Source organism: Azospirillum largimobile (genome assembly GCF_977007025.2).
The window spans coordinates 2,199,256-2,213,391 of record NZ_CDRMUA020000001.1 but is presented as its reverse complement, the minus strand read 5'-3'; the positions used below and the strand labels follow the sequence as shown (position 1 = coordinate 2,213,391).

Here is a 14,136-nt window from a genome sequence, read left to right as displayed (position 1 = left end):
TCCCGCCCATCGGTGTTAGCGGTTTCGCGACACTCTTCCGTGGTATAGAGGTAGCCGGGAATTGTGCGGGGACGATGGCCGGGCGATGTTGGGCAACTTTTCTTCGATGGCCTACGATCTTGCCGAGAACATCGCGGCAAGCGCCTTCGTCGTTCTCGCCTATACCTTCCTGATCCGCCGGTCAGGCGGCTGGAACCAGCTCACCCGTCAGGTCGTCTTCGGCGCGGTGATGGCGCTGACCGCCCTGTTCTCCATGGTCCACCCGATCCATGTCGGACCGGGCATCTTCATCGACGCGCGGGCACCCCTGATCGGGCTGGCCGCCCTGTTCGGCGGGCCGGTCTCCGCGGCGATGGCGGCGGCGAGCGTGGCCGGCTACCGCTTCTCGCTGGGCGGCGTGGGAATGGAGGCCGGGGTCGCCAATGCCGGGTTGTCCTTCCTGGTCGGCGTCGGCTTCGCCGCCTGGGTGAAGCGGCGCCGCGTCGGGCTGGGGGTGCTGCCGCTCCTGCTGTTCGGCCTGCTTTTGACGCTGGCGTCGCTGTCCACGCTGGCATTGCTTCCCAACCTGGAACTGGCGCTGCAGGTGGCGGGGCGGACGGCGGCGCCCATGCTGGCGATCGTGCCGCTCGGCACCCTGTTCCTCGGCGTCCTGCTGCTGCGCGAGCAGCGCCATCACGGTTCCGAGCAGCGGCTGGGCGAAAGCGAGGCGCGTTACCGCCTGCTGGCCGACAATGCCACCGACATGATCCTGGAGATGAAGGCGGACGGATCAGTGCGCTACCTGTCGCCGTCGGTGCGCGACATCCTGGGCCATGATCCGGCGGAGCTCGTCGGCCGCGCGCCCGCCACCCTGCTGCACCCCGACGATCTGGAAAGTGCGGCGATGGCCTTCGCCGGCATGCAGCCGGGGTCGCCGCCCGTTACCTTCACCCACCGGCTGCGCCACCGCGACGGCCATTATCTGTGGGTCGAATCGAGCATGCGCCCGACGGTGGGGGCCGACGGCGTGTTCGTCGTGGTCGGCGTCGTCCGCGACGTGACCGAGCGCAAGCGTTATGAGGAGGAACTGTCCGCCGCCCGCGCCGAGGCCGAGGCGGCCAACCGCGTGAAGTCGGAATTCCTGGCCTCCATGAGCCACGAGATCCGCACGCCGCTGAACGGCGTCATCGGGTTCGCCGACCTGCTGCTGGGCACCGACCTGACGCCGGAACAGCGCCAGTATGTCTCGCTCCAGCGTGAAGCCGGGCGGGGGCTGCTGGCGATCATCGGCGACATCCTGGACTATTCGAAGATCGAGGCCGGCAAGCTGGAGCTGGAGGAGCGCGCCTTCGACCTGCACCGGCTGCTGCGCGACTGCCGCGACCTGATGAGCAACGCCGCCTCGCAGAAGGGGTTGCTGCTTCAGCTGTCGCTGGGCGGCACGGTGCCGCGCTTCGTCCGCGGCGACGAGGCGCGCATCCGCCAGATCCTGCTGAATCTGGTCGGCAATGCCGTGAAGTTCACCGAACGCGGATCGGTGCTGGTCTCCGTCGGGCTGTTGTCGGGGGAGGAGGACGGTCGTGGCGAAGGCGCGCCGGCCCTGGTTCGCTTCTCCGTCAGCGACACCGGCCCCGGCATACCGGCTGCCGATCAGGCGAACCTGTTCCAGCGCTTCAGCCAGGGCGACCGCTCCACCACGCGGCGCTTCGGCGGCACCGGGCTGGGGCTGATCATCTCCAAGCAGCTGTCGGAGCTGATGGGCGGGCGGATCGGCGTGCAGAGCAGCCCGGGCGTCGGCAGCACCTTCTGGTTCGAGCTGCCGCTTCCGGTGGCGGAGGCTCCCGGCCTCGTGGCGGAACGGCGGGCCGAGGGTGCCGCCGGGCGCAGCGCCCGCATCCTGCTGGCCGAAGACGTGCCGATGAACCAGATCGTCACCTCCTCCATCCTCTGCAAGGCCGGCCACACGGTCGAGGTGGCGGAGGACGGCGTGCTGGCGGTGGAGGCGGTGCGCGGCGGCGAGTTCGACCTTGTCCTGATGGACATGCAGATGCCCCGGATGGACGGCTTGCAGGCGACCGCGGCGATCCGTCAGCTTGGCGGACGGCGGGGCGCCGTGCCCATCATCGCGCTGACCGCCAACGCGCTGACCGATCAGCTGCAGCTTTGCCTGGATGTCGGCATGAACGACCATGTGACCAAACCGATCGAGCGCGACACCCTGCTGTCGGCGGTCGACCGCTGGCTGGAGGCCAAGGCGGATGCAGACGCGAAAGCTGCGGCGGATGCTGCCCAGTCCGGCGGCGACGCGGAGGAGGCGGCCGTGCTGGCCGGGGTCGCTCCGGTGTCCGGCGGCGCGCCCGTGCTGAACCGCGCTACGCTGGACACGCTGGCGGATACGCTGGGCGGCGACGTGCTTCCCCGCTTCGTTACCGGCACGCTGGCGGAACTGGCCCTGCGCGCCGACCGCATCAGCGAGGCGGAGACCATGAAGGACGCCGCCGCCGACGCCCATGCCATGGTGTCGCTGGCCGGCAATGTCGGCCTGCTGGAGCTGTCGCAGCTGGCCCGCAAGCTGCAGCATGCCTGCGAACAGGATCGCCCCGACGTGCCGGCGCTGAAGGCGCAGCTGCGCGACGCCGTCAACCGCGCCTCCGCCGCGCTGCAGGCGGCGCTGCCCACCCTGGGCGTCGCGGTGGAGCAGGCGCGCTGACGCTCGTTTCTAGCGGTTGAGGGTCAGCGGTTGACGATCAGGGCGACGCCGGCCACGGCGACCGCGGCGCCGGCCCAGGCGCCCAGCGACGGGCGCTGGCCGGTCATCAGCCACATCATCGGCAGGATCAGCACCGGGCTCAGGGCCGACAGGGTGGCGACCACGCCGGCATTGCCGTGTGCCAGCCCGACCAGCAGAAGCGTCATCCCCAGACCGACGCCCAGCAACCCGTTGCCGGCGACCTGAAGGGCAAGCTTCGGCGTCAGGCCGCGCGGCAGGAACAGGCCGCCGCCGGCCGCCGCCGCATCGCCGCCCCGCAGCGCCGACAGGGCGCCGATGGCGGTGAACATCAGCGCCGCCGTCGTCACCCGGACGGTGGCCGAGGCGACCGGATCGGCGCCGGCCGCCATCACCGGCTTGGCGATCACCGACCCCACCGCCTGCGCCACCGCCGCCACCAGACAGACGCCGACGCCGGCCAGCAGGCTGCCCTGCACCGCTTCCCAATTGTGGGTGGAGCCGGAGCGCAGGGCCACCGCCAGCATCACCCCCAGCGTCACCAGCACGATCCCCAGCGTCGTCCACGGCCCCAGCGCCTCGCCCAGCAGGGTGTAGCCGAGCAGGGCCGTCAGCGGCGCGTTGGCGGCGTAGATCACCACGTTGCGCCGCGGCCCCAGCCTGCTGAGCGACCAGAACAGCGCCATGTCGCCCATCACGATGCCGGCGGCTCCCGACAGGGCCAGGGTCAGGACCGCTCCGGTGTCCAACGTCTCCCAGCCGCCCAGCAGCGTGGTGGCGACGAGCAGGACTGCGGCGACGATGGTCAGGCGCACGCGGTTGAACGCGATGGAGCCGAGCACCCGCACCGGCCCGATGGCGATCAGGCCGCCCGCGGCCCAGCACAGCGCCGCGCCGAGCGCAGCCATATTGGCGATCATGATGAAATTATGAACCGTTGGTTGAGATCGTGGACCAGCACTCTACAGCAGCCGGCGACTGCCCGCGAAATGAGCAAGCTGCATGGCCGGGCCTATCTTCCGCCCGGCCATCGGAAGCGGCCATCGAACTCGCCATCGGAACCCGCCATCGGAACCCGGCCCTGCCGGCCGCCGTTGAATCGGTTGACATACGCCGTCCGTGGCACAGCCAACCCAGGAGGATGCGACCGATGCGGACAGATTTCACGAGGCTTGGCCCCATCGCCCCCCTCGCGCTTGCGGTGGCGGCCGGGCTTCTGGCCGTCCAGCCGGCTGCCGCACAGACAGGGGCGCAAACCGGATGTGCCGCGATGGTGGAGCAGTTCGCCGCCAACCGCGGCCTGTCGACCGAACCGCCGCCGGTCGCCGTCCCCGACGGCGCTGCACCCGGCCTGTCCGGCTCGACCCCGCGCGACGAGCAGGGCTCCGGTTCCGGATCGGGCACCAGCAGCGAGGAACTGGCCCAGTCCGGCGGCATGGTGGCGCCGCCCGCCGTCGGCGACCGGTCGGTGATCGAACCCCCGGCGACCGGCAGCAACATGCCGACCGCCCCCTCCGTCGCTCCGCAGGCCAACTCCCGCGCCATGCCGGACAGCGGACCCGGCGGTTCCGGCGGGGCCAACGGGCTGATGGGGCAGGCGGCGCGCAACGCGCAGCTGGAGGCCCTGGTCACGGCGGCCCGCAGCGCCGCCCGCGACGGCGACGAGGCCCGCTGCATGGAAAGCCTGAACGACGCCCGCCGCCTGTCGCAGACGGCGCCCGGCGGCCAGGGCGGCTGACCCGCCGCGTCCATTCCGATCACCGCAGCCCTTCCACCGATGCCCTTCCACCGATGCAGGACACAGAGCATGAATTTCAGCCTTGGTCCTTTTCCGCCGTCTCCGCCGCGCGAGCCGTCCATTCCCCCGGTCGGTCCCGACGAACCGTTGCCGGTGCCGGGCGATCCGTCCCGCCCGCCGCTGGGGGAGCCGCCGGCCCCCATCCCGGTTCCGCCGCGCGAACCGCCGCCGGTGCCCGACCGTCTGATGGATCGCCTGATGGGCTGACGGCCGATGGGTCGATGGCCCGGGCGTGAGATTTTACAGCCTGTCCGGCGTATTCGGAGTGGTCCCGACTTGCCAAAGCCGCCGGGACGGGCGATGTGTCAGGGGTTGGCGTCCGCCGGTCCATGTCGGGACCGGTGCGGGCGCCGCTTCTGTTTGCCGGAGTTCGGGTTTCCCATGTACAATCAGCCGCCCCGCAGCCACGTCTATCGTCAGCCCAACGTCGTCGCCACCCAGGTGACGGCCACCGTGAAATGGTTTAACCCCGAACGCGGCTACGGCTTCGTCAAGGTCGGGGACAGCGGCAAGGACGCCTTGCTGCCGGCCTCGCTCGTCGTGCCCGCCGGCCACACCACCCTGCCGGACGGCGCCACCGTCGTCGTCGACATCGTCGAGGACCGCAAGGGCCAGCAGGTCAGCGTCCTGCATTCCGTCGACCTCTCCACCGCCGCCGCCCCGGCCCGTCCGCAGGGTCGCGACCGCGGCTTCGGCGAGCGCAGCTTCGGGGATCGGGGCGGGGATCGGGGCGGTGACCGCGGCTTTGGTGATCAGGGTGGCGATCGCGGGTTCGGCGCGCGCCGCGATGTCGGTGGTCCGCGTGAGCGCAACTTCGGTGACCGGGGCGGCGACCGCGGCGGCTTCCAGGATCGTGGCCCGGGCCGTGGATTTCAGGATCGCGGCCAGGATCGCGGTGGTTTCCAGGATCGTGGCCCGGGCCGCGGCTTCCAGGACCGTGGCCAGGATCGCGGCCAGGACCGTGGTGGTTTCCAGGATCGCGGTCCGCGTCGCCCGCAGCAGGACAGCGGCCCGACCAGCGAGATGGGCGCCACCGTGAAGTGGTTCAACGGCGGCAAGGGCTATGGCTTCGCACAGCCCGACGGCGGCGGGCGCGACGTGTTCATCCCGGCCCGTGCGCTGGAGAGTGCCGGCCTGCGCGGCCTGGATGACGGACAGCGCGTGCGCATGACCGTCCGCCAGACCGAAAAGGGCATGGAGGCGGTCAGCCTCAAGGTCGAGTGACCGCTTCCGCCGCCCGGCCTACTGGTCGGACGGCAGCGTGGACTGCCCCAGATGCTCCGCCGCTTCCCGCTGATTGCGGGCGGCGGGGTCGTCGGGGACGGCAAGCCCGGCGTCCGGGCTGTTGACGCGGGGACCGCCCGAGTTGCGGCGGTCCTCCTCCTCGATCTCGCGCGCGGCCTGCGCCCAGTGGTCGAGATGGCGGTGTTCGGGCCGCCCTTCCTGTTCCCAAAGCCGATAGGCGCGTTCGCGGACCCGCGGGTCGTCCGGACCCAGTGTGTGTTCCATGATGGTCGGTTCCAATTCGAATGGTTGCGTGCCGGTCAGCTGCGGTCCGGCTGGGAGGGGGAGGAGATCCGCTCCAGCGCGCCCTGCACGGCGCGGTCGTTCTTGGCTTCGGTTGCCAGATCGCCCAGCGAGACGATGCCCGTCAGCCGGTCGTTGCGGTCGACCACCGGCACGCGCCGGATCTGCTGGCCGGCCATCAGTTCGGTGACGCTGCCGACCGGGTCGTCCTCGTAGCAATAGCGGGGGTTCGTGGTCATCACCTCCGCCACCTTGCAGCGGTCGGGCTGCTTTCCGGCCGAGATGGCGCGGACGGTGATGTCGCGGTCGGTCACCACGCCGACCAGATCCCGCCCTTCGCAGACGGGCAGGATGCCGACGTTCAACTCGTCCATCAATTGCGCGGCCCGGCGGATGCTGTCGTCGGGCCGTACCGTCTGCACGTCGCGGGTCATGATCTCGCGGATTTTCATGCGGGGGCTTCCTGGCACAGTGGCGGTGAGGCGCGGTACTCCAGTCCCGTCTCAACAGATGCGCCAGTCCACCGTCGCGCTCAACCTATCCAGTAGAGGGGTTCCACCCCGAAGAGCCAGGGATGCAGCAACAGCATGCCCCCATAAGCGGCCAGCCCTCCCGCCAAACGCGCCGGCCCCATTTCCGCCAGCCCCGCCAGCGCGCCTCTTACCCCTTGCGGGCCGGCCAGCGGCAGAAGCGAGGTCTCCGCCCGGAAGGCGCGGCCGGCCGGGCTGCGGCCCAGGACGATCTCGTTCTTGACCAGCGCGAACAGGGCGATGGCCGCCATGGTGCCGAACAAAAGCACGCGGCGCCCGTCGCCGGTGGCGTTCAGATGCGCCAGCGCCCACAGCAGCAGCGCCAGGCTGCCCGGCGCGCGGGTCAGGCGGTAGATGCCGCGCGGCGGGTTAGGCGCGCTCTGGCTGCCGAAGCGGGTGGTGACGCGGGCGACCAGCAGCAGGAAGACCACCGGCATCACCACCGCCACCAGCGGCGCCGCCCAGTCGAAGGGCGTGAACACCACCTCCCCGCCATCGGCGGCACGGTAGGCCAGCACGAACAGGGTCAGGGTCAGCAGCGAGCCGACGGAATGGATCGTCACGAAGCCGCCGCGGCCGAGCCGGGCGATCAGGGCGGGCCGCACCCCCGGCCAGGACGGCAGGGCATGGCTGAGGAACAGCAGGGCGGCGGCGAGGGCGAGGGATGCGGTCATGATGGAGACACTAAACCGTGGACGAACGGCCCGCGCCTTGACTCGGGTCAAGAGGGGGCGGGTCAAGAGGGGGGCGGGTCAAGAGGAGTTCGCGTGCGCAGTCGGGGAACGCCCGCGCCGGTCGCGCGGTTCACAGTATCGATACTCCCCATTTCACCGCCAACCCGATCGAGCAAATGACCGAGTGGATCATCCAGATCGTGCAGCAGTTCGGCTATCTCGGCATCTTCCTGATGCTGATCCTGGCCCGCGCGCTGCCGCCGATCCCGGCGGAGACGGTGATCCCGCTGGCCGGAATGGGGGCGGCGACGGGGGAGTTCAACCTGCTGCTGGTGGCGCTGGCCGCCGGGCTCGGCTCCGCGGTGGGGGAACTGGTCTGGTATGCGCCGGCCCACTGGATGGGGCGCGAGCGGTTCGAGGCCTTCCTCGGCCGCCATGGCCATTGGCTGACCGTGAAGCCGGAGCAGGTCCATCGCGCCACCGGATGGTTCGCCAGGCGCGGCGGCCTCGCCGTCCTGCTGTGCCAGCCGTTGCCGGGCCTGCGCACGCTGATCTCCGTCCCCGCCGGGGCCTGCGGGCTGCCGATGGGGGTGTTCCTGCTCTATGCCGCGGCGGGAGCGACGCTGTGGTCGCTGGTGCTGGCCAGCACGGGCTATCTGGTGCGGGTGGGGTTCCCCTGGATCGCCGACCTGATGGTGCCGGGGACACTGCTGCTGTTCGTCGCCCTGATCGGCGCCTATGTGCTGCGACTGGTCCGCCACCGCCGCGACAGCCGCCGCGCGGCCCGGAGCGGGGTATCGCGCAGCGGAGGCTGATCCGCCGTGAAACGCCGTGGAACCTTCGTGCAGGCTTGCGCGTTGGAGGCACGAACCACCCGAACGGACATGGCCTTACGGCCAGTAGCGTCGGCCAGGATTTTCGGCATGAGCCGTTTCCGAAAGGACCCAATGCGATGACCCGCAATTCCGCAACGACGAACCGGTGGCGTGCCGCCGCCGTCCTGTCGGCGGCGCTCGGCATGGCCGCCTGCGCCTCCGACGTGCCGCCGCCCACCGCGCAGCTCGGTGCCGCCTCCCAGGCGGTGCAGGAGGCGGAGCGCGCCAACGCCCTGCAATATGCCCCGGTCGCCCTGCAGAGCGCCCGCGACAAGCTGGCCGCCGCCGACAAGGCGATGCGCGCCGACGAGCGCACCCGCGCCCGCCGCCTCGCCGAGGAGGCCCGCGTCGATGCCGAACTGGCGACGGTGACCTCGCAGCGCGCCGTGACCCAGCAGGCCGCCACCGCGGTCCGCCAGTCCGCCACCCCGACCACGCCGCAGTCGGCGATGGCGCCCAATGCCGTGCCGGGCGCCGCACCGGTCTACAGCGGTTCGACGCTCGGCACGCTGCCGGCAACGGGCTCCGGCGCAAGCGGCTCCAGCTACCCCGCACCGTCCGCCGTTCCGCCGGCCCCCGCCGGTTCTCTCGGGACCAGCACCGGCAACAGCTGGGGCTACAGCTATCCGGAGGTGCGGCAATGAACGCCTTCGCCCCCCGCAGCTTGCTGGTGCTGGCCGGCCTCGGGCTCGGCCTTGCCGGCTGCGCCACCCAGCCGACCGACAGCGCCGCCCTGACCCAGGCGCGCCAGGACTACAGCCTCGCCGCCGCCAACCCGCAGATCGCCGGCAACGCTCCCCTTCAGTTGCGCGACGCCGAGCAGGCCCTGCGCCGGGCCGAGGCGCTGCGCGACCAGGGCGCCGACGCCTCCGAGGTCGATCATCAGGCCTACATCGTCAGCCGCCGCGTGCAGATCGCGCAGGAGACGGCCGGGGTGAAGGGCGCCCAGACCGTGGTCGCCAACGCGGACACCTACCGCCTCCAGGCCCGCAACACCGAGCTGGAGCAGCAACTGCGCGACCTCCAGGCCCAGCGGACCGAGCGCGGCCTCGTGATGACGCTCGGCGACATCCTGTTCTCCACCGGCCGGGCGGAACTGACCCCCGGCGCCTATGAGCGCATGGACCGGCTCGCCCAGTTCCTGCAGGCGCATCCGGCCCGCACCGTGCGGATCGAGGGCCACACCGACAACACCGGCAGCGACACCACCAACCTGCGCCTGTCGGAAGCCCGCGCCCAGGCCGTCCGCGATGCCCTGTCCGCCCGCGGCGTCTCGCCGTCGCGCATCGTCACCCAGGGCATGGGCGAGGCGCAGCCCGTCGCCTCCAACAGCAACGATGCCGGCCGCCAGCAGAACCGTCGCGTCGAGATCATCATCTCCGACGACGGCACGGTGGCGCAGACACGCTAAAAGACACGCTAAAGGGGGCTCGCGCCCCCTTCTCCACCGCCTGGAAAAGCCCCCCTCTCCCGCATACAGCGGAGAGGGGGCCTTGGCTTGAGGACGAAAGGCCCTACCGCCCGCGCTCCTCCTTCCGCACCGCCCGCACCACACCCCAGGCGCCCGCCGCAAGACCCACGGTCAGCAGCGCCGCCGCGGCCACGCGCAAGGCCGAGCGCGGCGGCGCGGGCAGACGCTTCCACGGAGCCCACGCCTCGTCGGGATCGTCGGGATCGGCGATGCGCAGGGCGGCGAAGGCCTGTTCGGTCAGGCTGGGATCGGTGGCGGGAAGGTCCACCAGACGGCGGCCGGACTGCCGGCACAGGCGGTCGATGGCAGCGATCAGGCTTCCGGTCTCCCGCAGTTCGGCCTCCAGCCGGTCCTGGTCGATGCCCATATGCTCGGCCAGCAGGCGGTTGCGCACGCCGGTGATGGCGTCCGCCGCCCGGTCGCGCTCGGGACCGTCCTCCTCCGGCGCCTCGATGGTCAGGTCGCATTCGGTGTCGTAGCCCATCGAGCGGTTGTTCAGGTTGGAGGAGCCGATGCGCAGCAGCCGGCCGTCCACCGCCACCACCTTGGAATGGACGATCACCGGCGCGCCCTGTTCGGTCACCGGGGTCATGGCGCGCAGGCGGCCGAAGCGGTCGGCCTCGCGCAGGCAGCGCAGGGCGACCGACCGGGGCGTGTCCATCGCCATGCGGTCGAACCAGCTCGGGCTTTCCATCGACACCACCACCACCACCTCCGGCCCGTCGGGCTCGGCCAGCCGTCGGGCCAGCGCACTGGCGACGCGGGCGGAGGCGAAATACTGGTTTTCCAGATAGATGGTCCGCTCCGCCACGGCGATGGCGGCGAAGGTCAGCGCCTCGCTTTCACGGATCGCCGGGCTGTCGTCCGTCGCCGGCACGGTGCGCGACACACCGACCACGGCGTCGGTCAGAACCGGGTGGGAGCAGTCGCGCAACGGGCAGTCGGGCCAGGGATCGTGGGCCAAGGCAGCAGGACTTGGCGGCGGGCAGGGGTCCAGCGCCTCGCCGGTGGCGCAGCGCCAGCGCTCCCGCGCCAGTTCCGCCAGCGCCCGGGCGGCGTCGCCGTCCACCATCATCATCACGTCGTGGCGGGGGCCGTAGGGTTCGCCGTTCGGGCAGCGCCGGCGCGGGTCGTCGTCGCGATGCTCCGACGTGTCCCAGCGGTCGAAGGAGAAGTCGATGCCGCCGCAGAAGGCGAGCGCGTCGTCGATCACCAAAATCTTCTGGTGCTGGGCGGCACCGACCGGCAGTTCCCCGTCCAGCCGGGCGTTCAGCCGGCGGCCGGTGTTGCGGTTCCAGCGCTCCAGCGGTTCGTGCGGGTGGTCCAGCGCGATGGGGAAGGGCATGTCCCATTTCAGCGCCCGCACATGCAGGCCGGGGCGCGACCGCATCAGCCGGGCCAGGAAGCGGCCGAGCGTTTCCGGGCTGTGGGGATCGAGCCGCATGCGCGGATCGACGTCCCAGCCGACCAGCAGGATCGAATGCTGCGCCTTTTCCATCGCGGCGCGGGCGGCGACGAAATAATCGGCGCCATCGACCAGGACCGCCACCCGCCCGGCCCGCTCCGTCCGCCAGCAGGTGACGCCTGGGCGCAGCACCGGCCCGGCTGCGGGTTGCGGGGAATGGATCGGCGGGGCGGAAGGATTGAGCTTCATCGGGAAAATTCGACTCCGGGCGCGGCGGAAACGCATGGATACCGTCCGGTCGGCTGTCCGGCACACTGTCCGCCTCGCGGCTTGAACCCCGGCGCGGGCCGGTTGTTCCCGCCGCAGGGCCGGTCCGTCGGGATCACGCCGAAGGAGGTCCCGCAGGCACGCTTTTGCCGCGGATTCTTGAAAAAAGCGCATTCACCGACCGAAACCATGGCCGGATTGCCCTGTTGAACCCGGTGAAAGAGGCGATGGCCCGGCCTGCAAGCGCGACGCCGACGCGGCACGCGATGCAAGGTCCGTCATCGGCCCCGATCCGAAAGACGCCCGAATGCGAGGCGTTGCCACCATGAAGGAGTTCGAGGATGCGTAACCTGATGATCGGCGCCGTTTCGGCGGTTCTCCTGATGGCTACCCCGGCCCTGGCCCAGACGGCCCCGCAAGTTCCGCAGGGTTCGGCCGACAGCGCCACCAGCTACACCGGTCCGGACGGTGTGGTCCGCACCACGCCGGGCGCCACCACCTCGCCGTCGGCCGGCTCGTCGGGCAGCGGCCCGCTGAATGCTCCGGGCACCTCGGGTTCGACCGGCACTTCCAGCGGCAGCATGTCCGGTTCGTCCACGCCGGGCGTGACCACCGCGCCGTCGGGCATGGGCAACAACACCGGCAGCAACATCCCGCGCGACAACCAGACCGCCACGGGCACCCACTGCCCGCCGGGCACCCCGAACTGCGGCCCGGACCAGGGCGGCAGCCAGTAACGTCCGCTTAGCGGTCCTCACACCGCGGGCGCCCCGGAGCCATCCCTCCGGCGGCGCCCGTGTCGTTTTGGAATGGGACGTTTTCACGTGTATGGCGCGACGGTCCGCGCGAGGCGGAGGAAAGACGCGGCGGCTGCCGCGATCCGAAACGTCTCAGCCCTGCGCCCGCACCGACTGGCGGGTGGATGAGGCCTCGGTCCGGTCAAGGTCGGCCGGGGCGGTTCCGGCGATGTCGTCCAGCGGGACGGTGCCCATGGCGGTGGCGACCAGACGGCGGAACAGGCCCTGCTGGCGGTTGTCCGTCACCAGATATTCCGGGTGCCACTGCACGCCGATCATGAATGGCTCGTCGGGCGCCTCGATGCCCTGGACGACGCCGGCGCGCTCGCGGGCGACGACGCGCAGGCCGTCGCCGACACGGTCCACCGACTGGTGGTGCAGGGCATTCACCCGGCATTCGGCGATGCCGAGGATGCGGTAGAGCCGGCTGTCCGGCTCGATGCGGATGCGCTTGCGCGGCAGCACGGTGCGCATGTGCGGCGCTTCCTCGTACACCTCGTGGATATCGACGTGCAGCGAGCCGCCGCGGTGGACGTTGATCATCTGCGACCCGCGGCAGATGCCCAGAACCGGCAAGCCGAGTTGGGCGGCGCAGTCCAGCGCCCGCATTTCCAGCCGGTCGCGTTCGGGATCGATGCGGATGTGCGGCCGGGCGGATTCGCCGTAGAGCGCCGCGTCGATGTCGTCGCCGCCGCCGACCACCAGCGCGTCCAGCCGGTCGATGGGGAAGGGCGCCTCGGCCGTGATGCGGACCGACGCGGCACCGGCCCGCCACAGGGCAAGGCGATTGGCCATGGCGGCGATGCGGCTGCCATGGACGGAGGCGGTGATGCCGACCAGCGGCCGGGATCTTCCGATGACGGCTGCCATGGCACGCTCCCTTTTCAGCCGGCCTGCCGCAGAGTGCCGTCCGCGGCATCGTCCTCACCGGGAGGGCCATGGATGACGGGATTCGCGGCCATGAAGCCGTCGATCCGCTCGGCCCAGCGATCGAGCGCCTGCGTGTCGGCCATCTGCCGGTACTCGGCACCCAGTGCGTCCAGCAAGGCGCGGTCCGCCGCCAGCCGTTCCACCGCCACCCAACGGTTCCAGTCGGCGGCGAGCGACCAGTTCGGATCGCTCAACCGCGCGTTAGGCAGCCGGTAGTGGAAGGTCGGGCGCGGGCGGACATGCGGGTCTTCCATCGCTTTCGCCAAGCGATCGGGGTCGAGATGGGCGAACAGAGGGAACAGGTCCAACTCGCGATTGCGGGTGGGATTGTCGGCCAGATAATCGTCGATCAGCACGCCCAGGTCGGGGCGATAGGCCGGATCGGCGAGCTTGGCGGCATAAGGGGCGGGGAATGCGGCGATGAAGCCGGACAGGCGGCGGGTCGGATCGACGCGGATCTCTCGCCGCAGCCAGGGCGCCAGGATCAGGAAGGCCTTCAGGTGGTCCAGCACATAGTCGCCGTCCGTCCGCGCCACCTCCGGATTGAAATGCAGGCCGAAGGCGAACAGCGGGCTTGCCTCCGTCCCGGCGGCACCACGGTCGCGCAGGCAGGCGACCAGCCTCTCCAGGTCCGGCATCCGCTCCACCGTCACCGGCGGGGCGGCGATCTCGAACGGCATCACCAAACTGCCGATGTTGCCCCAGAGCGGACGCAAGGGGTCCAGCACCGCGGCCCCTCCCTTGCCGGGGTGGGCGGAGCGCATGTCCAGTTCCACCGTGAAGTCGCCCAGGCTGGTGCCGCTCACCAGACATCGGTGCGGGTTTTCGACGGTGACCGTCCCCCCGAACAGCTCGCGCACGCAGGACGCGGCCGACGGCGCGTCCAGGTCGGCGAATTCAAGTTCCACCCCGACGCGGCGCGGCGTGCCCTGGGGGGTGGTGCGGAGCGGGGGGAGGAAGAAGGGATTGGTCATTGCAAGCCATCAACACCCCATTGCCGGCGCTGTTCCCGCGCTGTCGGAAATCCAAATCCGGCCTTGGATGGGAGGTTCAGGTGCTGGGGACGTCATACCTCTTTCGGCCGTAAACACTCGTTGGGGGTATGTTTTGAATTTTTATACAAATTCGGCTAACCAACCGGCATTCTTGAGGGCG

15 protein-coding genes are annotated in these 14,136 nt (G+C 70.8%); 8 read left to right on the top strand and 7 right to left on the bottom strand.

Annotated features, from left to right (window positions below; all coding sequences use genetic code 11):
• The first annotated feature begins 106 nt into the window (after window positions 1-106).
• On the top strand, window positions 107-2,689 hold the full coding sequence (locus ACWPKK_RS10400; RefSeq protein ID WP_452003508.1) for an ATP-binding protein: 2,583 nt from the start codon (window positions 107-109) through the stop codon (window positions 2,687-2,689).
• 23 nt (window positions 2,690-2,712) lie between these two features.
• Here the strand turns inward: ACWPKK_RS10400 and ACWPKK_RS10395 are convergent, their stop codons facing one another.
• Window positions 2,713-3,627: an EamA family transporter gene (locus tag ACWPKK_RS10395; RefSeq protein ID WP_452003505.1), complete on the bottom strand. Its 915-nt coding sequence runs from the start codon at window positions 3,625-3,627 to the stop codon at window positions 2,713-2,715.
• Between the two features lie 230 nt (window positions 3,628-3,857).
• Here ACWPKK_RS10395 and ACWPKK_RS10390 point away from each other — a divergent pair, with 230 nt between their 5' ends.
• The 3 genes from ACWPKK_RS10390 (at window position 3,858) to ACWPKK_RS10380 (ending at window position 5,729) form a co-directional block, all read left to right on the top strand.
• On the top strand, window positions 3,858-4,445 hold the full coding sequence (locus ACWPKK_RS10390) for a hypothetical protein (RefSeq protein ID WP_452003502.1): 588 nt from the start codon (window positions 3,858-3,860) through the stop codon (window positions 4,443-4,445).
• Window positions 4,446-4,514: 69 nt separating this feature from the next.
• Complete coding sequence (locus ACWPKK_RS10385) at window positions 4,515-4,712, top strand: hypothetical protein (RefSeq protein WP_149222359.1); 198 nt, start codon at window positions 4,515-4,517, stop codon at window positions 4,710-4,712.
• A gap of 174 nt (window positions 4,713-4,886) precedes the next feature.
• Window positions 4,887-5,729, top strand: coding sequence for a cold shock domain-containing protein (locus ACWPKK_RS10380; RefSeq protein WP_452003498.1), 843 nt, complete (start codon window positions 4,887-4,889; stop codon window positions 5,727-5,729).
• An 18-nt stretch (window positions 5,730-5,747) separates the two neighbouring features.
• On the opposite strand, the gene ACWPKK_RS10375 is transcribed toward ACWPKK_RS10380, so the two are convergent.
• From ACWPKK_RS10375 to ACWPKK_RS10365, 3 genes are all read right to left on the bottom strand, one after another.
• The gene (locus tag ACWPKK_RS10375) at window positions 5,748-6,014 is read right to left on the bottom strand and encodes a DUF2934 domain-containing protein (protein ID WP_324869383.1); all 267 of its coding nucleotides are present in this window, start codon (window positions 6,012-6,014) and stop codon (window positions 5,748-5,750) included.
• Between the two features lie 35 nt (window positions 6,015-6,049).
• Window positions 6,050-6,484 (bottom strand): CBS domain-containing protein, encoded by a 435-nt coding sequence (locus ACWPKK_RS10370; protein WP_452003495.1) that lies wholly within the window; start codon window positions 6,482-6,484, stop codon window positions 6,050-6,052.
• Window positions 6,485-6,564: 80 nt separating this feature from the next.
• Window positions 6,565-7,236 (bottom strand): NnrU family protein, encoded by a 672-nt coding sequence (locus ACWPKK_RS10365; protein ID WP_452003492.1) that lies wholly within the window; start codon window positions 7,234-7,236, stop codon window positions 6,565-6,567.
• 176 nt (window positions 7,237-7,412) lie between these two features.
• On the opposite strand from ACWPKK_RS10365, the gene ACWPKK_RS10360 reads away from it, so the two are divergent.
• The 3 genes from ACWPKK_RS10360 (at window position 7,413) to ACWPKK_RS10350 (ending at window position 9,522) form a co-directional block, all read left to right on the top strand.
• Complete coding sequence (locus ACWPKK_RS10360; RefSeq protein ID WP_452003490.1) at window positions 7,413-8,051, top strand: DedA family protein; 639 nt, start codon at window positions 7,413-7,415, stop codon at window positions 8,049-8,051.
• Between the two features lie 137 nt (window positions 8,052-8,188).
• Window positions 8,189-8,755, top strand: coding sequence for a DUF4398 domain-containing protein (locus tag ACWPKK_RS10355; RefSeq protein ID WP_452003487.1), 567 nt, complete (start codon window positions 8,189-8,191; stop codon window positions 8,753-8,755).
• Window positions 8,752-9,522, top strand: a complete 771-nt coding sequence (locus tag ACWPKK_RS10350; protein WP_452003484.1) for an OmpA family protein — start codon at window positions 8,752-8,754, stop codon at window positions 9,520-9,522. Before ACWPKK_RS10355 ends, ACWPKK_RS10350 begins: the two co-directional genes overlap by 4 nt.
• A 103-nt stretch (window positions 9,523-9,625) precedes the next feature.
• Here the strand turns inward: ACWPKK_RS10350 and ACWPKK_RS10345 are convergent, their stop codons facing one another.
• Window positions 9,626-11,236, bottom strand: coding sequence for a phospholipase D-like domain-containing protein (locus ACWPKK_RS10345; RefSeq protein ID WP_452003481.1), 1,611 nt, complete (start codon window positions 11,234-11,236; stop codon window positions 9,626-9,628).
• A gap of 359 nt (window positions 11,237-11,595) precedes the next feature.
• Between ACWPKK_RS10345 and ACWPKK_RS10340 the strand changes: the two genes are divergently transcribed.
• Window positions 11,596-11,991, top strand: a complete 396-nt coding sequence (locus ACWPKK_RS10340; RefSeq protein ID WP_310111920.1) for a hypothetical protein — start codon at window positions 11,596-11,598, stop codon at window positions 11,989-11,991.
• A 153-nt stretch (window positions 11,992-12,144) separates the two neighbouring features.
• Here the strand turns inward: ACWPKK_RS10340 and ACWPKK_RS10335 are convergent, their stop codons facing one another.
• Together ACWPKK_RS10335 and ACWPKK_RS10330 are read right to left on the bottom strand one after the other, a co-directional pair.
• A complete protein-coding gene (locus ACWPKK_RS10335) occupies window positions 12,145-12,921 on the bottom strand; it encodes a gamma-glutamyl-gamma-aminobutyrate hydrolase family protein (RefSeq protein ID WP_452003477.1) in 777 nt (258 codons plus the stop codon).
• 14 nt (window positions 12,922-12,935) lie between these two features.
• The gene (locus ACWPKK_RS10330) at window positions 12,936-13,955 is read right to left on the bottom strand and encodes an amidoligase family protein (RefSeq protein ID WP_452003474.1); all 1,020 of its coding nucleotides are present in this window, start codon (window positions 13,953-13,955) and stop codon (window positions 12,936-12,938) included.
• Window positions 13,956-14,136 lie beyond the last annotated feature (181 nt).